Source organism: Pantoea nemavictus, from assembly GCF_037479095.1.
Taxonomy (GTDB): domain Bacteria; phylum Pseudomonadota; class Gammaproteobacteria; order Enterobacterales; family Enterobacteriaceae; genus Pantoea; species Pantoea nemavictus.
On sequence record NZ_JBBGZW010000001.1, the window covers coordinates 3,018,647 to 3,040,463 of the forward strand.

Annotated in this window: 22 protein-coding genes, 2 tRNA genes, 1 rRNA gene and 1 pseudogene; 16 read left to right on the plus strand and 10 right to left on the minus strand. The window is 54.9% G+C overall.

What is annotated here, in order from left to right:
• Positions 1-17: 17 nt before the first annotated feature.
• The 3 genes from rrf (at position 18) to dkgB (ending at position 1,285) form a co-directional block, all read left to right on the plus strand.
• Positions 18-133 (plus strand): 5S ribosomal RNA (gene rrf / locus WH298_RS13720).
• Positions 134-235: 102 nt separating this feature from the next.
• A tRNA-Asp gene (locus WH298_RS13725) sits at positions 236-312 on the plus strand.
• Positions 313-481: 169 nt separating this feature from the next.
• On the plus strand, positions 482-1,285 hold the full coding sequence (gene dkgB / locus WH298_RS13730) for a 2,5-didehydrogluconate reductase DkgB (protein WP_180823109.1): 804 nt from the start codon (positions 482-484) through the stop codon (positions 1,283-1,285).
• Positions 1,286-1,299: 14 nt separating this feature from the next.
• On the opposite strand, the gene yafC is transcribed toward dkgB, so the two are convergent.
• A complete protein-coding gene (yafC, locus tag WH298_RS13735) occupies positions 1,300-2,208 on the minus strand; it encodes a DNA-binding transcriptional regulator YafC (RefSeq protein ID WP_180823110.1) in 909 nt (302 codons plus the stop codon).
• A gap of 100 nt (positions 2,209-2,308) precedes the next feature.
• Between yafC and WH298_RS13740 the strand changes: the two genes are divergently transcribed.
• On the plus strand, positions 2,309-3,487 hold the full coding sequence (locus WH298_RS13740) for an MFS transporter (RefSeq protein WP_049850738.1): 1,179 nt from the start codon (positions 2,309-2,311) through the stop codon (positions 3,485-3,487).
• 148 nt (positions 3,488-3,635) lie between these two features.
• Complete coding sequence (locus tag WH298_RS13745) at positions 3,636-4,439, plus strand: endonuclease/exonuclease/phosphatase family protein (protein ID WP_180823111.1); 804 nt, start codon at positions 3,636-3,638, stop codon at positions 4,437-4,439.
• Positions 4,440-4,588: 149 nt separating this feature from the next.
• Here WH298_RS13745 and mltD read toward each other — a convergent pair whose 3' ends face one another.
• Both mltD and gloB read right to left on the minus strand, forming a co-directional pair.
• Positions 4,589-5,962 (minus strand): murein transglycosylase D, encoded by a 1,374-nt coding sequence (mltD, locus tag WH298_RS13750; RefSeq protein ID WP_036620368.1) that lies wholly within the window; start codon positions 5,960-5,962, stop codon positions 4,589-4,591.
• Between the two features lie 71 nt (positions 5,963-6,033).
• Entirely contained in the window at positions 6,034-6,789 is a 756-nt protein-coding gene (gene gloB, locus WH298_RS13755) for a hydroxyacylglutathione hydrolase (RefSeq protein ID WP_180823112.1), read from the minus strand.
• A 40-nt stretch (positions 6,790-6,829) separates the two neighbouring features.
• On the opposite strand from gloB, the gene WH298_RS13760 reads away from it, so the two are divergent.
• Positions 6,830-7,564, plus strand: a complete 735-nt coding sequence (locus tag WH298_RS13760) for a class I SAM-dependent methyltransferase (RefSeq protein WP_007887211.1) — start codon at positions 6,830-6,832, stop codon at positions 7,562-7,564.
• On the opposite strand, the pseudogene rnhA reads toward WH298_RS13760, so the two are convergent.
• A pseudogene (gene rnhA, locus WH298_RS13765) lies at positions 7,549-8,116 on the minus strand (ribonuclease HI). The gene WH298_RS13760 and the pseudogene rnhA overlap by 16 nt on opposite strands.
• Between rnhA and dnaQ the strand changes: the two are divergent.
• Both dnaQ and WH298_RS13775 read left to right on the plus strand, forming a co-directional pair.
• Complete coding sequence (gene dnaQ, locus WH298_RS13770) at positions 8,070-8,801, plus strand: DNA polymerase III subunit epsilon (RefSeq protein WP_007887209.1); 732 nt, start codon at positions 8,070-8,072, stop codon at positions 8,799-8,801. The pseudogene rnhA and the gene dnaQ overlap by 47 nt on opposite strands.
• A 134-nt stretch (positions 8,802-8,935) precedes the next feature.
• Positions 8,936-9,012, plus strand: a tRNA-Asp gene (locus tag WH298_RS13775).
• 116 nt (positions 9,013-9,128) lie between these two features.
• Here WH298_RS13775 and WH298_RS13780 read toward each other — a convergent pair.
• Positions 9,129-10,622, minus strand: coding sequence for an NCS1 family nucleobase:cation symporter-1 (locus tag WH298_RS13780; RefSeq protein ID WP_180823113.1), 1,494 nt, complete (start codon positions 10,620-10,622; stop codon positions 9,129-9,131).
• Between the two features lie 145 nt (positions 10,623-10,767).
• On the opposite strand from WH298_RS13780, the gene WH298_RS13785 reads away from it, so the two are divergent.
• From WH298_RS13785 to puuE, 3 genes are read left to right on the plus strand one after another with little or no spacing between them, the layout of a single operon-like run.
• Entirely contained in the window at positions 10,768-11,490 is a 723-nt protein-coding gene (locus WH298_RS13785; protein WP_049850744.1) for a GntR family transcriptional regulator, read from the plus strand.
• Entirely contained in the window at positions 11,487-12,218 is a 732-nt protein-coding gene (hpxA, locus tag WH298_RS13790) for an allantoin racemase (protein ID WP_180823114.1), read from the plus strand. The genes WH298_RS13785 and hpxA overlap by 4 nt, the downstream gene beginning before the upstream one ends.
• Before the next feature lie 35 nt (positions 12,219-12,253).
• Entirely contained in the window at positions 12,254-13,213 is a 960-nt protein-coding gene (puuE, locus tag WH298_RS13795; protein ID WP_007887199.1) for an allantoinase PuuE, read from the plus strand.
• Positions 13,214-13,879: 666 nt separating this feature from the next.
• Here the strand turns inward: puuE and WH298_RS13800 are convergent.
• Genes WH298_RS13800 through WH298_RS13820 form a run of 5 tightly spaced genes read right to left on the minus strand, consistent with a single transcriptional unit; the run spans position 13,880 to position 17,719 of the window.
• Positions 13,880-14,194: a hypothetical protein gene (locus WH298_RS13800; protein WP_180823750.1), complete on the minus strand. Its 315-nt coding sequence runs from the start codon at positions 14,192-14,194 to the stop codon at positions 13,880-13,882.
• On the minus strand, positions 14,155-14,538 hold the full coding sequence (hpxZ, locus tag WH298_RS13805) for an oxalurate catabolism protein HpxZ (RefSeq protein ID WP_180823115.1): 384 nt from the start codon (positions 14,536-14,538) through the stop codon (positions 14,155-14,157). Before hpxZ ends, WH298_RS13800 begins: the two co-directional genes overlap by 40 nt.
• A gap of 2 nt (positions 14,539-14,540) precedes the next feature.
• Positions 14,541-15,938: an AtzE family amidohydrolase gene (locus WH298_RS13810; protein WP_180823116.1), complete on the minus strand. Its 1,398-nt coding sequence runs from the start codon at positions 15,936-15,938 to the stop codon at positions 14,541-14,543.
• Complete coding sequence (hpxX, locus tag WH298_RS13815; protein ID WP_180823117.1) at positions 15,935-16,120, minus strand: oxalurate catabolism protein HpxX; 186 nt, start codon at positions 16,118-16,120, stop codon at positions 15,935-15,937. The genes WH298_RS13810 and hpxX overlap by 4 nt, the downstream gene beginning before the upstream one ends.
• Positions 16,121-16,132: 12 nt before the next feature.
• Positions 16,133-17,719, minus strand: coding sequence for a gamma-glutamyltransferase family protein (locus tag WH298_RS13820; RefSeq protein WP_180823118.1), 1,587 nt, complete (start codon positions 17,717-17,719; stop codon positions 16,133-16,135).
• Between the two features lie 227 nt (positions 17,720-17,946).
• Here WH298_RS13820 and hpxU point away from each other — a divergent pair, with 227 nt between their 5' ends.
• From hpxU to WH298_RS13845, 5 genes are all read left to right on the plus strand, one after another.
• On the plus strand, positions 17,947-18,786 hold the full coding sequence (gene hpxU, locus WH298_RS13825; RefSeq protein ID WP_049851199.1) for a MurR/RpiR family transcriptional regulator HpxU: 840 nt from the start codon (positions 17,947-17,949) through the stop codon (positions 18,784-18,786).
• Between the two features lie 192 nt (positions 18,787-18,978).
• Positions 18,979-19,764, plus strand: a complete 786-nt coding sequence (locus WH298_RS13830) for a transporter substrate-binding domain-containing protein (RefSeq protein WP_180823119.1) — start codon at positions 18,979-18,981, stop codon at positions 19,762-19,764.
• A gap of 3 nt (positions 19,765-19,767) precedes the next feature.
• Positions 19,768-20,433 (plus strand): amino acid ABC transporter permease, encoded by a 666-nt coding sequence (locus WH298_RS13835; protein WP_180823120.1) that lies wholly within the window; start codon positions 19,768-19,770, stop codon positions 20,431-20,433.
• Positions 20,430-21,086: an amino acid ABC transporter permease gene (locus tag WH298_RS13840; RefSeq protein ID WP_007887184.1), complete on the plus strand. Its 657-nt coding sequence runs from the start codon at positions 20,430-20,432 to the stop codon at positions 21,084-21,086. The genes WH298_RS13835 and WH298_RS13840 overlap by 4 nt, the downstream gene beginning before the upstream one ends.
• Positions 21,067-21,798, plus strand: coding sequence for an amino acid ABC transporter ATP-binding protein (locus WH298_RS13845; RefSeq protein ID WP_007887180.1), 732 nt, complete (start codon positions 21,067-21,069; stop codon positions 21,796-21,798). Before WH298_RS13840 ends, WH298_RS13845 begins: the two co-directional genes overlap by 20 nt.
• The last annotated feature ends 19 nt before the right edge of the window (positions 21,799-21,817 follow it).

Consider the following 21,817-nt stretch of genomic DNA (forward strand, 5'->3'; position numbering starts at 1 on the left):
GAACGAAACAGAATTTGCCTGGCGGCTTTAGCGCGGTGGTCCCACCTGACCCCATGCCGAACTCAGAAGTGAAACGCCGTAGCGCCGATGGTAGTGTGGGGTCTCCCCATGCGAGAGTAGGGAACTGCCAGGCATCAATTTAAGATCCGTTATCGGATCGTGACCTCTCCGGTGACGCGGAAAGGGCGAAACACCTGAAATCAGAACGATTTTCTGATGTCAGTACAGAATCGGTGGAGCGGTAGTTCAGTTGGTTAGAATACCTGCCTGTCACGCAGGGGGTCGCGGGTTCGAGCCCCGTCCGTTCCGCCACTTAATTGATAAGCCCTGACTGCAAAGTCAGGGCTTTTTCATGTTGGTAATATTTTCGTTATTGTTGATGAAAAATCAAAATTCTTCTGCTTATAAGCGGATTTTTCAGCAATAATAAACCTGCCAGAATAGTTCCCATCGAAACATAACGCTATACGATGAGGAAATCATGACAATCCCCGCTTTTGGTTTAGGTACTTTTCGTCTTCAGGACGATGTCGTCATTCAGTCCGTTAAAAATGCACTGGATCTTGGCTATCGCGCTATCGATACCGCTCAAATCTATGAAAATGAAGCTGCTGTAGGGCAAGCAATTGCAGAAAGCGGCGTAGCGCGTGATGAATTATTTATTACTACCAAGATCTGGATCGAGAATTTGTCCTCTGAGGCGCTAATCCCGAGCTTAGAAGAGAGCCTGATAAAACTGCGTACCAATTATGTCGATCTCACGCTGATCCATTGGCCTTCGCCCGGAAAAGCTATTTCTGTTAAAGAAAGTATGATGGCATTAATGGCAGCAAAAGAAGCAGGACTGACGCGTCAAATTGGTATTTCAAACTTCCCAATTGCATTGATGAAAGAGGCGATTGAAGCAGTGGGTGTGGAAAATATTGCGACTAACCAGATCGAGTTGCATCCCTTCCTACAGAATCGACAGGTAGTCGATTTTGCGCAACAGCACGCGCTTCATATCACTTCTTATATGACGCTGGCTTATGGAGAAGCGCTAAAGGATGAGGTGATTAACGCGATTGCTCAGAAGCATAAAGCCACTCCAGCTCAGATTGTTCTGGCATGGGCAATGAAGTTAGGTTACGCGGTTATCCCGTCATCAACCAAACGTGAAAACCTGTCGAGCAACATGGCAGCGGTTAATTTGCATCTGGATGATAAAGATATGGCAGATATTGCAGCGCTGGATCGTCAGCAGCGTTTAGTGAGTCCGGAAGGTCTGGCGCCTGACTGGGATTAATCATTACCCCATATTCAGCCCTGCACTCGCCAGGGCTGATCTTTTAACCATTCACTCAGAAAGTCGATAAACGCCCTGACGCGTTGGCTAACACCTAAGTCGCTGTAATAGACTGCATTAAAAGGCATTTTTACTGGAACGCGTCGCTCAGCAAGCAGCTCAATGAAAGTGCCATCCGCAATTTCTTTATCCACCATAAAATCTGATAAACAAGCGATACCCTGATCGCCTAAAACTAACTGTTTGAGAGTTTCGCCGCTGTTAGAGGACATACTCGGAATACTGTCATATAGGCCACCATTTTCATCGGTGACAGGCCAACGATTTAACCGGGGCGTTTCAACAAAGCCGAGGCATTCATGATAGGCCAAATCAGCTGCTGAAGCCGGTACGCCATATTTCGCCAGATAAGCCGGCGTGGCTACTAGTTTGCGATAGCTAGTGAAGAGTAGGCGAGCACGTAGCGTGGAGTCCGTTAAATCGCCAGCGCGAATTGCCACATCGACTTTACGTTCGATGAGATTGATGAAGCTCTCTGAAGAAATCAGCGATAGCCTAACGTCCGGATAGCGCTCACGAAATGGTTTAATCATCGGTAGTAACAGATGCAGAATCACGGGTGTAGCTGCATCAATGCGCAGTATGCCCTGTGGAGCCATTTGCCGCTCTATGAGCTCACTCTCGGCCGTAGACATCTCCTGCATCAACTTTTGCACACGGCGAAAGTAATGTTCGCCTTCATGAGTGAGTGCCAGCTGGCGTGTGGTACGCGTTAATAGCGCTACACCCAGTTTATTCTCCAGTTTCTTAACGGTACGGCTTACTGCCGAATTGGCCATCTGTAGCTGTTCCGCAGCACGGCTGAAACTGCCGCTTTCAACCACGGCAATAAACACTTTTAACTCATCTGACGATGCCTTCATTATCCCTCCAAAAGCAAAAGTCTATTCTTACTTTGCATCTTTTTGTCATTAAAGCATGCGGTAATACTAACGCCCAACAAAACCTTATTGGGAGTTAATCATGCCACTTGCACTTTGGGCGCTTACAATCAGTGCCTATGCCATCGGAACCACAGAATTTGTGATTGTTGGATTGATTCCGACCATCGCTGAACAGCTCAGTATTACGCTACCTTCTGCAGGAATGCTGGTATCCATTTACGCTTTAGGCGTGGCTGTCGGCGCACCCGTGCTTACCGCCTTGACCGGTAAGCTAGCCCGTAAACAGTTATTGATGGGATTGATGGCACTATTTACCGTCGGTAATCTGGTTGCCTGGCTGGCGCCAAACTATGAAACGCTGGTAATAGCCCGTTTGCTGACCGGTCTCGCTCATGGTGTGTTCTTCTCTGTCGGATCAACGATTGCAACCAGTCTGGTGAGCAAGGAGAAAGCCGCGAGTGCGATTGCCATCATGTTTGGTGGTCTAACCGTCGCTTTGGTAACAGGTGTGCCGTTGGGGACGCTAATCGGGCAACACTTTGGCTGGCGTGAAAGTTTCCTCGCTGTATCGCTATTAGGAGTGATTGCATTAGTCGCAAGTCAGGTGCTTATCCCACGTAATATTGCGCAACCACCGGCCACGACACTGGCACAGCAGGCACGCGTAATGGTTAATCCACGTCTGCTACTGATCTATGCCATTACTGCACTGGGTTATGGCGGCGTATTTACTGCCTTCACATTCCTTGCGCCGATGATGCAGTCGCTGGCAGGTTTTTCGCCGACCGCGGTAAGCGTGATTTTGTTGGGATATGGTATTTCCGTTGCCATTGGTAACATCTGGGGCGGCAAGCTGGCGGATCGACGCGGAGCCGTTCCCGCTCTAACACTGATCTTTACGGCGCTGGCAATTTTGCTGATGGTATTCCAGTTCACTGCAAGTATGCATTACATGTCAGTGGCAACGGTATTGGTCATGGGTATCTTCGCTTTTGCCAACGTGCCCGGTTTGCAGGTTTATGTGGTGCAGAAAGCTGAACACTTTGCACCGGGCGCAGTGGATGTCGCTTCAGGTTTGAATATCGCGGCATTCAATATTGGGATTGCTCTGGGGTCTACGGTCGGTGGTTATATTGTTGAGCATTATGGTTTGGCACAAACACCATGGGTAGGCGCTGTCATTGTTTTTGGTGCGTTGCTGCTGGTACGTTTAAGCGGTCAGCTCGAAAAGCCGAACTCGGCGATTGCGATTGAATAATAGGCACAACAGCCTGCCAACTGGCAGGCTGTTACATTACTCTGCTGTGAGGTGAATTCCGACAATCATCAACATCAATTGAAACCCCGCGCTAAAATCCCTATAACAGTCAGGTGAAGTCAAAGTCGTAAACCAGTCAGGCGGGAAAGTGCGAAAAAAAACTTATTCAATGCGTTATGTAGCAGGTCAGCCAGCTGAGCGGATCTTTCCGCCGGGGGCAATGCTGCATGCTGGACAGCCTTTACCGCCCGGAGCACCTCTACCCGCAGATCCAACGCTGCGGGTTTTAGTCTGGAACATCTTCAAGCAGCAGCGTGCAGAGTGGATGTCAGTGCTGGAAGGCTTCGGCAAAGATGCTCACCTGGTGCTGTTGCAGGAAGCGCAAGCCACGCCTGAGCTGGTCAAATTCGCCACCAGCAACTATCTCGCAGCCGATCAGGTCCCCGCATTTGTCTTACCGCAACATCCTTCTGGCGTCATGACGTTGGCTTCTGCGCATCCTGTGTATTGCTGCCCATTGCGTGAACGAGAGCCATTGCTACGTTTGGCCAAATCAGCGTTGGTCACGGCTTATCCTTTACCCACCGGCGAAATGCTGATGGTGGTAAATATCCACGCGGTGAATTTCAGTCTCGGGGTGGATGTGTACAGCAAGCAGCTCGGACCGATTGGTGAACAGATTCAGCATCATCGTGGGCCCGTAATCATGGCCGGCGATTTCAACGCATGGAGCCGTCAGCGCATGAATGCGCTGTACCGTTTTGCCCGGGATATGTCACTGCGGGAGGTTAACTTCACGGACGACCATCGCCGTAAAGCCTTTGGTCGTCCGCTGGATTTCGTTTTCTATCGCGATATGAAGGTGAGTGAAGCCTCAGTGCTGGTAACGCGCGCTTCAGACCACAATCCTCTGTTGGTTGAATTCAACTCCCTCTACGGTATCGAGCGTTAAGAAACGCGCTCAGAACGCCACTCTGCAACAATCAAAATCATCAGAAATGGATAAGGCGGATTATTGGCGAAAGCCTTAAGAAGGAAAGGGCACATTTTGTGGATTGCAGAAAATGAAAAAGGCTGACAAAAGTCAGCCTTTTCGGGGCATTAGGTATCAGGTGTTGCGCTATTATTCACAAACAGCGTGAGCTTGTCGCCCGGCTGGATGTCTTTAGCATCACTGTTCCAGCGCATAACATCTTTGGTGTTAACACCATGACGTTTTGCAATACTGGCAAAAGAATCACCCTTACGTACACGGTAGGTGATGCTGTTGCCGTTATCAGCCAACTGCGTGCTCGCTTTGCCGCTTACGGTCAAGGTCTGACCGGTACGAACCGAAGCGCTGCGCAGATTGTTCTGCTGTTTCAATGCACTGACGCTAACGCCAAGCTTGCTGGCAATGCCAGACAAGGTGTCACCTTTGCGAACCGTGTAGCTGTTTCCTGCCGCGCTGACTTTCGCCATCTCGGTAGGCTGCACGGAAGCGATATCACCGGAAGCCAGTGAATCGCGCAACTTAGCAACGTTAGACTTCGGCACCATAATGTAGTGCGGTCCGTTTGGCGCTGTGGCACCGTTTTTATAACCAGCATTAAATGTCTTCAGCTTGCTGAGAGACATGCCGGCCATGTCGGCGGCCTGCGTCAGTTCAATCTGCTGTCCCACTTCTACGCGAGCTAATGCACGGCTCTCGTTCGGGGTCGGCAGTTTGATACCGTAACGCTTGTTGTTCTTGAGGATCTCACTCAAGGCCAACATTTTAGGTACGTACACCGTCGTCTCGCGTGGTAACGATAAACTCCAGAAGTCCGTCGGCTTGCCGCGCGCCTTATTCTGTTTCATCGCTTTCAGCACACGCCCTTCACCGCTGTTATAGGCGGCGATGGTCAGTAACCAGTCACCGTCAAACATACCGTTCAGACGCTGCATCATATCCAGCGCTACTTTGGTCGAGGCCACCACATCGCGGCGTCCGTCGTACCATTGGTTCTGTTTCAAACCATAGTTTTTGCCCGTTTGTGCAACAATCTGCCAGATGCCGGCGGCATTCGCAGAAGATGTTGCGTGTGGGTCAAAAGCGCTCTCCACTATGGGTAGCAGTACCAGTTCCATCGGCATTTTACGTTTCTGTATCTGCTCGACTATCCAGTACATGTACGGCTCTGCCCGTAATGTTACATCGTGGAGATAGCTCTTATTTTTTAAAAATTTTGTTTTTTGTTCGCGGATCCGGCTGTTTTCCGGAATCCCCATCTTCAACTCGTCACTAATGTGATTCCAGAGATCAGTATCTTCTGCGAGGCTTGTTCCATCATCCTGCCATCGCGGCGACAACAATCGATCTCCGTACTTTCCATTTTCACCTTGACCAGCTGAAGACAGACTCTGTGCATGCTGTACGGGGATATTGGCGTCATTCCTTGATGCCTGACATCCTACCAGCAAGACCGAGGCGAGTAATATCGCTTTAGCCTTCATGTGTGTGTCAATAGTTCGCTTAAAAGACGAGCAACTATACGTGACGGTCCGCCACAACACAACCTCAAAAATTAAAAGCGGTCTTTCTTCTCGCGTAGATCGGCAAAAGTTTGCCATAACGCCGACGATGAGACATTAGTGCCTAAAGCCTGTTGTAAATCAGGGTCTTGCGTGCGTAAAAATAAATTTATTTCACGCTCTAAGGCCAGTTTTGTCGGTAAAGTAATGCGGTTTTCTGCGCGTAAGTCCTTAATTTGCTGATACCTTGCCAAAATTTTAGGGTCTTGGGGCAGAATAGCCGCAGCAAACTTCATATTGGATAAAGTGTATTCATGCGCACAGCAAATAAGGGTATCTTCAGGTAGCTGATTAAGCTTTTGAAATGATTCGAACATTTGTTGTGCGGTGCCTTCAAATAAGCGTCCGCAGCCGCCAGAAAATAGGGTGTCACCACAGAAAAGATAAGGGGAGCTGAAATATGAGATATGTCCTAAAGTATGACCAGGCGTTGCGATGACGCGGAAGTTCAGACCAAGTAGGGTAAATTCATCCCCTTCTGTCACAATGCGCTTTGCTCCTTTATCTGCAGTTTCCTCTGGACCGAAAACCTCCAAATCGGGATAGTGCTGCAACAGTTCGCTCACACCGCCGACGTGATCATGATGATGATGCGTCAGCAAAATCGCGACAGGTTGCCAGCGATTCGCTTTCAATTTATCCAGCACCGGCTGTGCTTCGCCGGGATCGACAATCAGACATCTATTGTCTTCGTCCGTCAGTGTCCAGATGTAGTTATCCTGCAATGCGGGAATGCTGGTAAGATTCATAAACACCTCTCAGGTCGTAGAAAAAGGAAAATGGTAGAGCATGAAGCCAGCTAAAACACGCCAAATCCTGACTGCACCGCGCTCCTGGCGCGATATGCCCATGGGAGACTATTTTCGCGACGCGCTCACCCAGCAACTGCAGCCCTATCTCGGTAAGCTCTATGGCTTTCATATGCTTAAAATTGGCAGCCTCAGCGCAGAAATCAACACCAGTCAGTGTGCCATATCGCATCAGGTGAATGTGGGCATTGAGGGCGATGAGCTACAGGTGATTGCCAATTCCACCCAGTTACCCTTTGAATCGAAATCCGTTGATGCCTGTTTACTCGCGCATACGCTGGCATGGAGTCAGGATCCCCATCGAGTATTACGCGAGGTAGATCGCGTGCTGATTGATGATGGCTGGATGATCATTAGCGGCTTCAATCCGTTCAGTCTGTTAGGTATTAGCAAAGGTATTCCCGGTTTGCACTCGCGCGCGCCATGGAGTGGACGCATGTTCAGTCAGGTACGTTTGCTCGATTGGCTCAACCTGCTTAATTATGAAGTGGTATATCGCACGCGTTTTCAGGTGGTGCCATGGCATCGACAAGGCGGCAGGGTGATCAGTGCGCATCTACCGGCATTAGGATGTTTGAATATTGTAGTGGCGCGTAAACGTACGTTCCCGTTAACGCCCACCAAAATGAAGAAGAATCTGAGTCAAAGCCAGCTGCGTCAAACGGTTAACGTGACGCGCCAGTTTCGCGAAGTGAAGGATCAGGACTCAACCTGATAGCCGATGTCATCCTGCGTAGGATTACCCGCCGCGCTGCGTGCCAGTTCATCGCAGCGTTCATTTTCTGGATGACCGGCGTGACCTTTCACCCATTCCCACTTAATTTCATGATTGCTGAGCGCCAGATCGAGGCGTTTCCACAAATCAACATTTTTCACGGGCTTCTTATCGGCGGTTTTCCAGCCGCGCTTCTTCCAGTTATGAATCCAGCTGGTAATGCCCTGGCGCACATATTGGCTGTCGGTGCTGATCACCACGTCACACGGCTGCGTCAAGGCTTCGAGTGCCACGATCGCGGCCATCAACTCCATGCGATTATTGGTGGTAAGACGATAACCGGTGCTGAACAATTTTTCATGTTCGCGATAGCGTAGAATGGCGCCGTAGCCACCGGGACCGGGATTGCCCAGGCAGGATCCATCGGTGAATATTTCTACCTGTTTGCGCATCTCTGGTAGACTTCCTTCTGACAAAACGCCAAGTCTGACATAAAACGAGTCCTATGAGCACTGCAAATAACCGCCAGATCGTCCTCGATACTGAAACCACCGGCATGAACATGATCGGTGTGCATTATGAAGGACATCGCATCATTGAAATTGGTGCGGTTGAGGTGATCAACCGTCGCCTGACCGGCAACAACTTCCACATGTATCTGAAGCCCGATCGGCTGGTGGATCCAGAAGCGTTCGGCGTGCACGGCATTGCCGATGAATTTCTCGCTGATAAACCGCTGTTTGCGGATATTGCCGACGAATTTCTTGAGTACATTCGTGGCGCAGAGCTGGTGATCCATAACGCCTCGTTCGATATCGGCTTTATGGATTATGAATTCGGCATGCTGAAGCGAGATATCGGCAAAACCGAAACTTTCTGCCAGATCACCGATAGCCTCGCGATGGCGCGTAAGATGTATCCCGGTAAACGCAACAGCCTTGATGCATTGTGTAACCGTTATGAAATAGACAACAGCAAGCGTACGCTGCACGGCGCACTGCTCGATGCCGAGATTCTGGCAGAAGTGTTCCTGATGATGACCGGCGGGCAAACCTCGCTGGCCTTTTCGCTGGACGGCGAGCAGAACAATCAGGGTGGCGGTGAGAATATTCAACGCATTGTGCGTCCGAGTTCGGGCCTGCGCATCGTTACCGCCAGCGACGAAGAGTTAATCGCGCATGAAGGTCGTCTGGATTTAGTGCAGAAGAAGGGCGGCAGCTGCTTGTGGCGGGTGTAAAACAGCTGATTTTGCGTGCAAAATCGTCGTTAAGCTGAAAAAAACGCCAAACGAAACATTCCCACATAAAAAGCGTTGACGGGTGCTGAAGCTGCTATTAATATGCGCCTCGTTCTCGACGGGGAACAAAGCGCGGAGCGGTAGTTCAGTTGGTTAGAATACCTGCCTGTCACGCAGGGGGTCGCGGGTTCGAGCCCCGTCCGTTCCGCCAATCTATTTAAAGAAGCCGATGCAGAAATGCATCGGCTTTTTGCTTTTCCTGGCTGACATAAATGCCAGCCCTACACATCCAGCGTAGGGTCGCCATTCATGGCGACCAGCCCACCATTAATCCTTCTGCACCGCCACAGTCGTGCGATACGCCGCGACCGACGCTTCACGGTCAGCACGCGCCAGCCAGCGATAGCAACCGGCGCCCAATGCCACACCGATAAACCAGCTAAAGTTCGCGACTGCATGCAGTGAGGGAATAAAACTGATCACCAGACCAATCGCCACTGACGGCAGCAGCGCGGCAATCGCTTTTGGGTTGAAGCCGCCGCGATACCAGTAACGTCCTTTCGGCGTGTCATCAAACAGATCGTCAACGTAGACTTTGCTGCGTTTAATCAAATAGAAATCAGCAATCAGAATACCGAACAGCGGCCCAATAAACGCACCCAGCACATCCAGCGTATAGTGAATCAGCTCCGGTGACTGGAACAGGTTCCACGGCGTCAGCAATACCGAGCCAACCGCAGCAATCATGCCACCGGTACGGAAGCTGATTTTCTGCGGTGAGCAGTTAGAGAAGTCGAACGCTGGCGAAACAAAATTGGCCACGATATTAATGCCGATGGTGGCGATTATCATGGTCAGCAGGCCAATTGCCACCGCCACGTCGTTACCCACCATGCTGACGGTCTCAATCGGATCGGTGATCATTCTGCCGAACAGCGACTGAGTACCGGAAACAATCACCACGGTGACAATCGAGAACAGCAGGAAGTTGAACGGTAAGCCCCAGCGGTTGCCGCGACGAATTTCGCCCATGCTTTTACCGTAACGTGAGAAGTCACCAAAGTTGAGCAGCGGACCCGAGAAGTAAGAGACCACCAGCGCGGTGGCGGTGATCATCTGCCAGGTTTGCTCGCCGGTGCTTAGCTGTTTGCTGGCCAGAGTGAAGGAGATACCGTCGAAACCGGTTTTGTATACAATCCAGCCAGCCAGCGCCACCATCACCACATATACCGCTGGACCCGCGACATCGATAAAGCGTTTAATCGCGTTCATCCCATGCCAGAACACCATCGCCTGCAGTAACCACATCACACCAAAACAGCACCAGCCCAGCAGCGATAAGCCGAGCCAGCTGCTCTGCGTCATGCTGCTAAGCGTCGGGAAGAACTTCAGCAGCACCAGCATTAACGCGTTGGCCGCCAGATATGTCTGGATGCCGTACCAGGCAAAGGCGATCAGCCCGCGAATGATCGCCGGGATATTGGCACCAAACACGCCAAACGCCTGACGCGAAATCACCGCGTACGGTACGCCTGCCATCTGGCTCGGTTTGGCCACCAGATTAGCGCACAGCTGCACGATGCAGATGCCCACTAACAAACACAGCAGAACCTGCCAGCTCGCCAGACCTAAAGTAAAGAAGCTGGCGGCAACGACATAGCCGCCCATGCTATGCACATCCGACATCCAGAAAGAAAAGATGTTGTACCACGACCAGTTCTGGTCGCGCGTTGGCGCCAGATCGTCATTGCACAGGCGCGGACTGTATTGTGCGTTGGCTTCAGAGGCCACCCGCGAGGTCACTTCAGAATGATTTGGCATGAAACCTGCTCCTCTCTACATCATGGAAGAATAATCACAGCGTGAAACGGTATTGCAGGATCCAGGCCACATTTGATTTATTGTATACAAAAAATTCATTTCACGTATACGATGTGCAGCACACAGTCACTTACCGGAGCAGGTAATGAAGAGTGAAACAGGCCAGAAAACGGCTGCCGATCTGAACGATCGCGATGAACCCATCTACCAGGCGCTTCTCACCGCCATTGTTGAGCATCAACTGCCGCCGGGCAGTAAATTGCCGGAAGAAGCGTTATCTGAGGTGTTTGGTGTCAGCCGCACCGGCATTCGTAAGGTGCTGCAACGCCTCGCCGCGGTGCAAATGATCACCTTGTCGCCCAGGCGTGGTGCACAAGTGGCCACGCCGGGTGTGGATGAAGCACGCGATATCTTTGCTACCCGCAGCTTATTAGAGTGCGCAAATTTGCCCGCGGTGATGACCCACATACAGCAACCGCACTTAGCCGCGCTGGCGGCTCTGATTGAAGCGGAGCAGCAGGCGCACGATCAGCATGATGGTGCCGCCGCGATTCGGCTGTCTGCCGCCTTTCATATTCAGCTGCAAGCGATATCGGGTAATGAAGTGCTCACCGATATGGTGACGCGTCTGACGCAGCGCTCGTCGCTGGTGATCGCCGCGTACGGTGCGCCGTGGCAGCGCGGCTGCCGTTGCGATCATCACGATCGGCTGGTGGATCTGCTGCGGAAAAAAGATCTACCGGCGTTAACTGCCGCACTGCAGCAACACTTCGAACACATTGTTGCCAGCCTGCACTTTGAGCGCAGCGGCGAAACCTTGCCTGATTTCTCCCGGTTATTTGCCGGTAACAAAGGAGCGGCATCATGAGCCTGATCCAGGTGATCAATCCCAACACCAGCCTGGCGATGACGGAAACCATTGGCGCCGCCGCGCGCGCGGTCGCCGCGCCGGGCACCGAAATTCTGGCGGTGTGCCCGAGCCACGGCGTGCCGTCGATTGAAGGGCATTTTGATGAAGCCATTGCGGCGATTGGCGTGCTGGAGCAGGTGAAGCGCGGCAAAGAGCAGGGCGTTAGCGGCCATATTATTGCCTGCTTTGGCGATCCGGGATTACTGGCGGCACGCGAACTGGCGAGCGGACCGGTGATCGGCATTGCGGAAGCAGCGATGCATACCGCCACGCTGGTGGCGACGCGTTTTTCGATCGTCACCACCTTACCGCGTACGCTGGTGATTGCTCGCCATCTGCTGCAGCAATACGGTTTTACCCACCATTGTGCTGCGTTGCACGCCATTGATCTGCCGGTGCTGGCGCTGGAGGACGGCAGCGGCGTGGCGCAGGAGAAGGTGCGTCAGCGCTGCATTCAGGCGAAACGCGAAGATGGCAGCGGTGCGATTGTGCTGGGCTGCGGCGGCATGGCCACGCTCGCCCAGGATCTCACCAAAGAGCTGGGACTACCGGTGATCGACGGCGTAAGCGCCGCGGTGAAAATGGTGGAGTCGCTGGTGGCGTTAGGCTTTGGCACCAGCAAGCATGGCGATCTCGATTATCCGCTCGAAAAACCGCTCAGCGGGGCATTTCAGCACCTAAACTAAGTGCTGGTTGAGGACTGACGACAGGAACTTGCAGAATGAGTGATGTATCTGAAAAGAAAGAGTACAGCTTCAACAAGAACTATCCACGCGATCTGATCGGCTATGCTGGCCAGCCACCGCATGCGCAGTGGCCGGGTAAGGCGCGCGTGGCGGTGCAGTTCGTCCTGAATTACGAAGAGGGTGCCGAGAATAACGTGCTGCACGGCGATGCCGGTTCCGAACAGTTTCTTTCCGATATCATCGGTGCGGCCAGCTACGCCGATCGTCACATGTCGATGGATTCGCTGTATGAATACGGCTCGCGCGCCGGTTTCTGGCGCATCCACAACGAATTTCAAAAGCGCGGTTTGCCGCTCACGGTGTTTGGCGTAGCGATGGCGCTGGCGCGTCACCCGGATATCGTTGCAGCGATTAAAGCGGCGGATTACGACGTGGTCAGCCATGGCTGGCGCTGGATCCACTATCAGGCGATGGACGCCAAAACCGAGCGCCAGCATATGCAGCAGGCGGTCGACGTGTTAACCGATTTGTTCGGTAAAGCGCCGACCGGCTGGTACACCGGCCGCGACAGCCCCAACACGCGGCGTTTGGTGGTGGAGCAGGGCGGCTTCAGCTACGACAGCGATTACTACGGCGACGACCTGCCATTCTGGACGCAGGTCACCTGTCAGGACGGCACGGTAAAACCGCACCTGATCATTCCTTACACGCTGGAGTGCAACGACATGCGCTTCGCCTCGCCGCAGGGCTTCAACACTGCAGAGCAGTTCTTCACCTACCTGCGCGACACCTTTGATGTGCTGTACGAGGAGGGTGAAACCGCGCCGAAGATGATGTCGATTGGCATGCACTGTCGCCTGCTGGGGCGTCCGGGGAAATTCCGCGGACTGCAGCGCTTCCTCGATCATATTCAGCAGCATCAGGATGTGTGGGTGTGTACAAGGCAGCAAATCGCCGACCATTGGATAGAGACGCATCCCGCGCCGGATGCTTGATGGGCGCTGGCTTGCAGCCAGGCTGCTTTTAAAGGCTTAAAGGCTTAAAGGCTTAAAGGCTTAAAGGCAATGTCAAGGTCAAGGGCGGTTTCGATTGTCCTGCGGACAACCGACCCAGGGGAGGCAGTCGCCCCTCCCCTGGGGACCCGGTCTCTTTGTCGGCAGAATTGCCGCTGCGCGGTCCCCTCACTTCAGGTGAATTCCTGACGGACCGGCTGCGATTCGCTCCTGCTCAGCGCAGCCTCTCGCCGCCGTCCTGGCGGCTCATCCTGGAATCCCCCCTCCGTTCGGCAATTCTGACGACATCCACCATGCTGCCAAACCTCTGCCCTAAAAAGAGATCGCATCGCGATAAGAATATTTGATTTTATTAAATTTATTTCAGCGGGGGTGTTGAGTCGGCATCACTTTCGGCGCTGTCCTGGCGGCTCATCCTGGAAACCCCCTTTCGTTCGGCAATTCTGACGACACGCACCCAGCTGCAAAACCTCTGCCCTAAAAAGAGATCGCATCGCGATAGAATTTTTTTGATTTTATTAGAGATAGTGCAGCGGGGGGGTTGAGTCGGCATCACTCTCGCCGAGGAGAAGCCTGCTTCCAGGATGAGCCGCCAGGACGGCGGCGAAAGGGCCTGCTGAGCCAGGATGGCGAATCAGGGCCGGTCCGTCAGGAAGTGGGATTTGACGAGGGAACCCGCGTAGCGGGCGATAGTGCTGCCGAAAAGCCCGGGTTCCCAGGGGAGGGGCGACTGCCTCCCCTGGGTCGGTCGGCTGAAAGCCGATCGAAACCGCCCTTGACCTTGACCTTGACCTTGACCTTGACCTTGACCTTGACCTTGACCTTGACCTTGACCTTGACCTTGACCTTGACCTTGACCTTGACCTTGAAGTGGAAGTTGAAAGCAGCAGTCTGATTGCCAATCAGGGCGAAACGCTGCGCCCTCAGCTCATTAAGCTGACCTGTGCTGCAACAATTCGCCACCCGTCCGGCATCCGGACCCACGTCTGTTGTTGACGCCCAATCTTCTCCACGCCCTCGCGCGTAAACTCCGTACTGCACACCGCATAATCATCACCAAAAGTGGTGATCATCGTATTGCGCAGCGTACGATCCAGGCCTTTTGACGGGCGCGCGGCGCGAAACGCGCGGATCTCGTCGATGCCATACAGATTCTCGCCCGCGCCGAGGCGCACGGTGCGTGGGTCGTGCCAGAACAGTTCATCCAGCACCGCGACGTCATTGCTAATCAGCGCTTGCTCGTAACGGTAAAAGGCGGCGGTGACTTCGGCGAGTATCACCGGGCGGTCGATATCTTCAGGTGTCATCTTCAGGCGTCCATTAAGGTGGTTTGTGGCAGCGTCAGCCCCTGCTGTTGCAGCGCCCAGGCGGCGCGCAGTGCCAGATGTTCTTTAAACGGTGCGGCGATCAATTGCAAACCAATTGGCAAGCCGCTGGCGGTGTGCAGCGGTACGGTGCACACCGGTAAGCCGAGGAAGGAGATCGGCTGGGTGAGCATGCCCATGCTGGCACGCGTCGGCAAATCCTGGCCGTTGATGTGAATGGTTTCCTGACCGATGGTGGTGGCGGTGCACGGCGTGGCAGGAGCGATCAGCACATCGAACTGCTCAAACAGCGGTAGCACCTGCTGCTGGAAGTGACGGCGGAAACGCTGTGCCTGTACATACCACGCCGAGGGCAGCATTGCGCCAGCCAACAAGCGTTCACGCGAATTAGGCTCGAACTGCTCCGGTTGGGTGCGCAGCGCTGGCAAGTAGTGATTGCCGCCTTCCGCAGCGGTCATGATAAAGGCCGCCGAACGCGCGATTTCAGCATTCGGTAGAGTCACTTCGTCTAACGCATTCAGCGCCTTAGCCACAACCGCGACGGCAGCGCGCGCTTCATCGCTGCACCAGGTTGAGAAGAAACCACCGAGTACTGCGCTGCGCACGCCTTCTGCGCCGTGGCGCAGTACATCGCTGACCGGCGCAACCGGCTGGGCGGCCTGGAAGGCATCGCTGGCATCCGCGCCTTGCAGAGTGTCATACACCAGACCTAAATCTTCCACCGAACGGGCAAACGGGCCGATGTGATCGAGGCTGGCGACAAACGGATGGCTGCCGCTACGCGACAAGCGACCAAAGGTCGGTTTTAAACCGAAGATACCGCACAGCGAAGCGGGCACGCGGATCGAACCGTTGGTGTCGGTGCCGAGTGAAAAATGCACCAAACCCGCCGCCACCGCTGCCGCTGAACCGCCGGATGAGCCGCCCGCTACGCGGGTTAAATCGCGTGGATTGTGTGTAGCGCCGTAATGGGTATTTTCGGTGGTAAAGCCGTAGGCAAAGGCGTCCATATTCAGCATGCCGGAGAGCAGCGCGCCGGACTGGCGCAGTTTGCTTACCGCCCAGGCATCCTGACGCGCCGCCGCGCGATCGCTGAACAGGCTGGCACCGGCTAAGGTGCTGTGTCCGGCGACATCAAACAGGTTTTTCACCGCGTAGGGGATGCCGGCCAACGGCGGTAATGCGTCGCCGCGCTGGCGTTGCTGATCAATTTGCTCGGCCTCACGTAACATGCGCTGGCCAGTCACTTCGGTCCAGGCATTGAGCGCCGGATTATGTTGCTCAATCGCCGCTAGCGTTGTTTGCGCGATCTCGCGGGCGCTGATTTCGCCCTTGCGCAGCGCCTGCTGTAGGGCGTTAATCGAGAGTGACGACAGTTTCATGGATGGTACACTCCTGCCACTTCCAGCCGATCGTCGAGCGGCAGCGCCATCAGCGGCTCGGCCATCGCGGCGATGCGGTTGAACTGTGTCAGCAGCTCGGCACGGCGCGCGTCGTCCAGCTCCAGTGCCAGTATCTGCTCCATTTGGGCGATATAGGTGGCCCAATCCGGTTGTTTGCTCATAAAAAATCTCCGTTAGAAACCGGCGGCGCTGCCGTTGCTGCGCGGATCAAACGCGCCTTCCAGCATGCCGTTGTTGTGTCGCACGATCGCACCCGCATGGCCGACCACTTCACTGAAATCAGGCAGCAGTTCCACCTCATGGCCGAGCGCGCGCAGCTGCTGCAGCGTTTCCGGCGCGATGCGAGCTTCCAGCTTGAGTGAATCCGATGATTGTCCCCACGTGCGCCCCAGCAGCCAGCGCGGCGCACTCACCGCCTGTTGCAGAGGATGCCCCTGAATCACATGGCGGGTGAAAATCGCCGCCTGGGTTTGTGGCTGGCCGTCGCCGCCCATCGATCCATACACCATGGTGCGGCCATCTTTAAGACGCGCGGCGGCAGGATTTAGCGTGTGGAACGGCTGTTTGCCCGGCTGCAGCGCCAGCAGATGATCGGGCTGCAGGCTGAACGCAGCGCCACGGTTTTGCCAGGTGATGCCGGTGCCGGGCAGCACCACACCGCTGCCAAATTCGTGGTAGATGCTCTGGATAAAGGAAACCGCCAGCCCGCTGCTGTCCATCACGCCCATCCACACCGTGTCGCCGGGTCCGCGCCCGGTGCCCCACGGCGCAGCTTGCTGCTCATCCACCTGCGCCGCCAGCGTGCTGAGATGCGCATCATCCAGCAGGCTTTGTATATCAACGTCGATATGGCGCGGATCGGTAATGTGCTGGTCGCGCAGCGCAAAGGCTTTTTTGGTGGCTTCGACGATGCGGTGCACGGTTTGCGCCTCATCGGCGCCCGCCATATCCAGCCGATCGGTGATGCCGAGGATTGCCAGCGACACCAAACCCTGGGTCGGCGGCGTCATATTCCAGATATCGCCTTCGCTGTGCGCCAGATGCAGCGGCGTGCAGCGGCGGGCGTGGTGCGTCTGCAAATCTTCCAGCGTGATCGGCATACCGAGCGCGGTCATTTCGCGCGCCAGATGATGTGCCAGTTCACCGCGATAAAAACTCTCCAGCCCGTGATCGCACAGCATGCTCAGCGTATTGGCCAGCGCCGGTTGGGTGAAGCGGCTGCCTGCGGCGGGCACGCTGCCGTCCGGTAAGTAAGTGGCGGCAAAACCGGGCTGATGCTGCAGTTCATGCTGCTTGGCGGCGGTGGCAGCGGCTTGCGAAGCGGTGACTGGAATCCCGTCGGCAGCATAGCGAATCGCATCGCGCAGCAGGCGCGTTAATGGCATCGGCGCAGCACCCAGTTCCTGCGCCAGCGTTAATGCCTCCTGCCAGCCGCTGACGGTGCCGGCGACGGTTAATGCGGCTTTCGGGCCGCGATGCGGAATATGGGTTTCACCGTGATAGAAATCGAGGTGCGCCAGCGTTCCCGCTGCGCCGCTGGCGTCAATGGCGATCGGATCGCCATTCGGCGGCACGATCAGCCAGAAGCCGTCGCCGCCTAAGCCATTCATGTGGGGATAAACCACGGCGATGGTGGCAGCCGCGGCGACCATCGCCTCAATTGCGCTGCCGCCTTCACGCAGCACCGCTAATGCGCTTTCGCTGGCGAGATGATGCGGCGTAACGGCCATGCCTAACGGCGCCATGTTGCTCTGTATCATAGTGATTTCTTCTCTTGTTCTTTTGTGAGCACGCTGTTTAATCCCCGCACATTCCGTAGCGGCGCGATTTATCGCGCAATAAATTGCGCCGCTACGGAATGTGCGGGTTTATGCGCACCTGGCAGATACTGCACAAAACTAAGCAAGAGCTGTTCCAGTTTTGGTCGGACATCAATCTGGATCGATTTATGCTAGCTTGTGGTGAAACGAAAGTTACAGGACCGATGATGAAACAACTTGATGAACGCCTTCGTAGTCACTACCCGCAATTGTCGCCGCAGGAGCAGCGCATTGCCGACTTCGTGTTTGACCATTTTGATGATCTGATCAGCTATAACAGCGCCGAACTGGCGCGACTGAGCGGGGTGTCAAAGGCCACGGTGAGCCGTTTGTTCAAGCGTCTCGGTTACGAGAAATACAAGGACATGCGCGATGAGCTGCGCATCCTGCGCCAGAGCGGTATGCCGCTCACCGACAACCGCGATGCGGTGCAGGGCAACACCTTGCTGTCGCGCCACTATAAACAAGAGATGGCCAACCTGACGCAGTGGGTCAACAGCATCGATCCGCAGCAGTTCGGTGAGGTGATTGCGGCGCTGGGCGTGGCTAAACGGGTGTTTATCATCGGCATGCGTAACGCCTATCCGGTGGCGCTGCACCTGCGTCAGCAGCTGATGCAGGCGCGTCCGCAGGTGCACGTCCTGCCGCAGCCGGGCCAGACGCTGGGCGAGGAGCTGGTGGATATAACGCCGGAGGATATCGTAGTGGTGATGGCGTTTCGTCGCCGTCCACGCATCATTCGTCCGCTGATGCAGCAGCTGCAGCAGAGCCACATTCCGGTGCTGGCGCTGTGTGAGCCGCAGGCGCAGGGCATCATTACGCTGGCGAGCTGGCAGCTGTGCGCACCGCTCGACAGCGTTTCCGCCTTTGACAGTTACGCCTCCGCCATGAGCCTGATTAATCTGCTGGCCAACGCCTTGCTGCATGAAATGTTGTCGCAGGGGCGTCAGCGCATCCACCAAATCGCCGATCTTTATCAGCATCTCGACGAGCTGGAACACCGTTAACGGGCGCCACTATGGTGCATTGCACTGTTTTGGATCGTTAACTCCCACGGGCGCTATGCCCGTTTTTTTCGCCTTGTATTCAGTAAAACCTCAATTTTTCCGCTTTCTTTCCCTGACACTGCGGTTGGCACATTAGTTGCAGAATGATTCATCAAGAATCTTTTGTTTCACGTAAACTCACCGGGGTGCATAATGAAAAAAGTATTATTGGCGGTAGCGGGCACGGCTTTGCTGATGGCGCAGGTCGGTAGCGCGATGGCCGATCAGTTGCAGGATATCCAGAAGCGCGGCGTGATTCGCGTAGCGGTACCGCAGGATTTCCCGCCGTTCGGCTCGGTGGGCACCGATTTGCAGCCGCAGGGCTACGATATCGACATGGCGAAGTACCTTGCCAAACAGATGAAACTGAAGTTGCAGCTGGTGCCGGTTTCCAGTGCCAACCGCGTACCGTATCTGCAAACCGATAAAGTCGATCTGGTGATCTCCAGTATGGGCAAAAACGCCGAGCGCGAAAAAGTGATCGATTTCACCCGCGCCTACGCGCCGTTCTTCCTTGGCGTGTTTGGTCCGAAAGGCGACACGCTGAAAGATGCGGCGGCGCTAAGCGGCAAATCCATCGGCGTAACGCGCGGTGCGGTAGAAGACATGGTATTGAGCGATATCGCGCCGAAAGAGGCGCAGGTGAAACGTTATGAAGATAACAACACCACGCTGTCAGCTTATCTCTCTGGCCAGGTGCAGTATGTCGCCACCGGTAACCTGGTGGTAGCCGCGATTGCGCGCCAGAACGCTGAAAAAGCGCCGGTTGCTCAGTTCATGTTGAAAGATTCACCGTGCTACATCGGCCTGAAAAAAGATGAGCCGGCGCTAAAAGAGAAAGTGAATGCGCTGATTGAGCAGGGCATCAAAGACGGCACGCTGAACAAGCTGTCGGAAGAGTGGCTGAAAGCGCCGCTGCCAGCCAACCTCGGCGCATAAAACATGGGGCAACTTAACTTTGCCGATCTCTGGCCACATTGGCCAGAGCTGCTGGCCGGGCTGTGGGTCACCGTTCAGATCACCGTGCTCGCCACCGTGGGCGGCGTTAGCCTCGGCATTCTCGGCGCGGCGTTGCGCAGCGGTAAACCGAGCTGGGCGAGCCGCCTCTGGGGCGTGTACGTTGAACTGATTCGTAATACGCCGTTTGTGGTGCAGCTGTTTTTTATCGTCTTTGGTTTGCCCAATCTTGGTATGAAACTGACGGCGGGCGAAGCCGCACTGCTGGCGATGTTGATTAACCTCGGTGCCTACAGCACCGAAATTATTCGCGCCGGGATTCAGGTGACGCCGCGCGGGCAATGGGAAGCGGGGCGCGTGCTGGGCTTAACCCGTACGCAAACCTTTATCCGCGTGGTATTACCGCCGTCGCTGCAGCGCATTTATCCGGCGCTGGTGAGCCAGTGCATCATTGTTATGCTCGGATCATCGGTGGTATCGCAGGTGTCGTATGAAGAGTTGACCTTCGCCGCCAACCTGATTCAGTCGCGCACCTTTTTGAGTTTTGAAGTCTATTTCGTGACCACGCTGATCTATCTGGCGTTGTCGATTGCCATGCGCCAACTGCTGCTGGCGCTGGGACGTAAATGGTTAGGAGCGCAGCCGGCATGACGACTTTTACCGACTGGGACATCCTGCGTAACCTGCTGCTGGCGGCGCGCTGGACAATTTTACTCTCGCTGGTGGCGTTTTTCGGCGGCACGCTGGTGACCTTGCCGCTGCTGTTTATGCGCTTGCTGAAACGCAAATGGCCAATGCGCCTGGTGCGCGCTTACACCGAGCTGTTTCAGGGCACGCCGCTGCTGATGCAGCTGTTCCTCGCCTTCTTCGGCGTGGGCCTGTTCGGCATCGACGTGGCGCCCTGGACCGCCGCCTCGCTGGCATTAACGCTCTACACCAGCGCGTTTCTGGTGGATATCTGGTACGGCAGCATTCGCGCCTTGCCAAAAGGGCAATGGGAAGCGTCGCGCTGCCTCGGCCTGACCTTCGGTCAAACGCTGTTTCGCGTGGTGGCGCCGCAGGCGATTCGTATCGCCATCGCGCCCACGGTCGGTTTTGCCGTACAGGTGATTAAAGGCACCGCGCTGGCGTCGATTATCGGTTTTGTCGAGCTGACCAAAGCCGGCACCATTTTGAATAATGTGACGTATGAGCCCTTCAAGGTGTTTGGCCTGGTGGCGCTCGGTTACTTCCTGATGTGTTATCCGCTGTCGCGTTACAGCCAGTACCTGGAGAAAAAATTCAATGCCGCTCATCACCATTAATCAGGTACAGAAGTACTACGGCGACAACCATGTGCTGAAAGGGGTCGATCTCGACGTCGATCATGGCGAAGTGATCTCGATCATCGGTCGCAGCGGATCGGGCAAAAGTACCCTGTTGCGCTGTATGAACGGGCTGGAAGGCTATCAGGAAGGCAGCATCAAACTCGGTGGCATGACCATTACCGATCGCGAATCACAGGCGCGGGAAATTAGCCGTTCGGTTGGCATGGTGTTCCAGAACTTCAACCTGTTCCCGCACATGACGGCGCTGGAAAACGTGATGCTGGCACCGCGCCGCGTGCTGAAGAAAAGCGAAGCCGAATGTCGTGAGCTGGCGACGCAGATGCTGGAGAAAGTTGGCCTCGGTGAGCGCATCAACTATTACCCGGCCAATCTGTCTGGCGGCCAGCAGCAGCGCGTGGCGATTGCCCGTGCGCTGGCGATGCAGCCTAAAGTTTTACTTTGTGATGAGATCACCTCAGCGCTCGATCCCGAGCTGGTAGGCGAAGTGCTGAAAGTGCTGGAGCAGCTGGCTGCCGAAGGCATGACGCTGATTCTCGTCACCCATGAAATGAACTTCGCCCGCGACGTGGGCGATCGCGTGGTCTTTATGCATCAGGGGCGCGTCTGGGAGCAGGGCGACAGTAAAACGCTGTTCGCCAATCCGCAAACCGCGGAGCTGAAGCAGTTTATCTCGACCGTGCGCCTCTAAGCTTTCAACAAGGAATACA

Bases quoted from the DNA above. Each gene is read 5' to 3' on its own strand.
- WH298_RS13810 (WP_180823116.1), bottom strand. From the start codon at position 15,938: ATGAAACTGTCGTCACTCTCGATTAACGCCCTACAGCAGGCGCTGCGC.
- WH298_RS13835 (WP_180823120.1), top strand. From the start codon at position 19,768: ATGGGGCAACTTAACTTTGCCGATCTCTGGCCACATTGGCCAGAGCTG.
- dkgB (WP_180823109.1), top strand. From the start codon at position 482: ATGACAATCCCCGCTTTTGGTTTAGGTACTTTTCGTCTTCAGGACGAT.
- mltD (WP_036620368.1), bottom strand. From the start codon at position 5,962: ATGAAGGCTAAAGCGATATTACTCGCCTCGGTCTTGCTGGTAGGATGT.
- dnaQ (WP_007887209.1), top strand. From the start codon at position 8,070: ATGAGCACTGCAAATAACCGCCAGATCGTCCTCGATACTGAAACCACC.
- yafC (WP_180823110.1), bottom strand. From the start codon at position 2,208: ATGAAGGCATCGTCAGATGAGTTAAAAGTGTTTATTGCCGTGGTTGAA.
- gloB (WP_180823112.1), bottom strand. From the start codon at position 6,789: ATGAATCTTACCAGCATTCCCGCATTGCAGGATAACTACATCTGGACA.
- puuE (WP_007887199.1), top strand. From the start codon at position 12,254: ATGAGTGATGTATCTGAAAAGAAAGAGTACAGCTTCAACAAGAACTAT.
- WH298_RS13780 (WP_180823113.1), bottom strand. From the start codon at position 10,622: ATGCCAAATCATTCTGAAGTGACCTCGCGGGTGGCCTCTGAAGCCAAC.
- WH298_RS13740 (WP_049850738.1), top strand. From the start codon at position 2,309: ATGCCACTTGCACTTTGGGCGCTTACAATCAGTGCCTATGCCATCGGA.
- WH298_RS13785 (WP_049850744.1), top strand. From the start codon at position 10,768: ATGAAGAGTGAAACAGGCCAGAAAACGGCTGCCGATCTGAACGATCGC.
- hpxA (WP_180823114.1), top strand. From the start codon at position 11,487: ATGAGCCTGATCCAGGTGATCAATCCCAACACCAGCCTGGCGATGACG.
- WH298_RS13845 (WP_007887180.1), top strand. From the start codon at position 21,067: ATGCCGCTCATCACCATTAATCAGGTACAGAAGTACTACGGCGACAAC.
- hpxX (WP_180823117.1), bottom strand. From the start codon at position 16,120: ATGAGCAAACAACCGGATTGGGCCACCTATATCGCCCAAATGGAGCAG.
- WH298_RS13760 (WP_007887211.1), top strand. From the start codon at position 6,830: ATGAAGCCAGCTAAAACACGCCAAATCCTGACTGCACCGCGCTCCTGG.
- hpxZ (WP_180823115.1), bottom strand. From the start codon at position 14,538: ATGACACCTGAAGATATCGACCGCCCGGTGATACTCGCCGAAGTCACC.
- WH298_RS13820 (WP_180823118.1), bottom strand. From the start codon at position 17,719: ATGATACAGAGCAACATGGCGCCGTTAGGCATGGCCGTTACGCCGCAT.
- WH298_RS13840 (WP_007887184.1), top strand. From the start codon at position 20,430: ATGACGACTTTTACCGACTGGGACATCCTGCGTAACCTGCTGCTGGCG.
- hpxU (WP_049851199.1), top strand. From the start codon at position 17,947: ATGAAACAACTTGATGAACGCCTTCGTAGTCACTACCCGCAATTGTCG.
- WH298_RS13830 (WP_180823119.1), top strand. From the start codon at position 18,979: ATGAAAAAAGTATTATTGGCGGTAGCGGGCACGGCTTTGCTGATGGCG.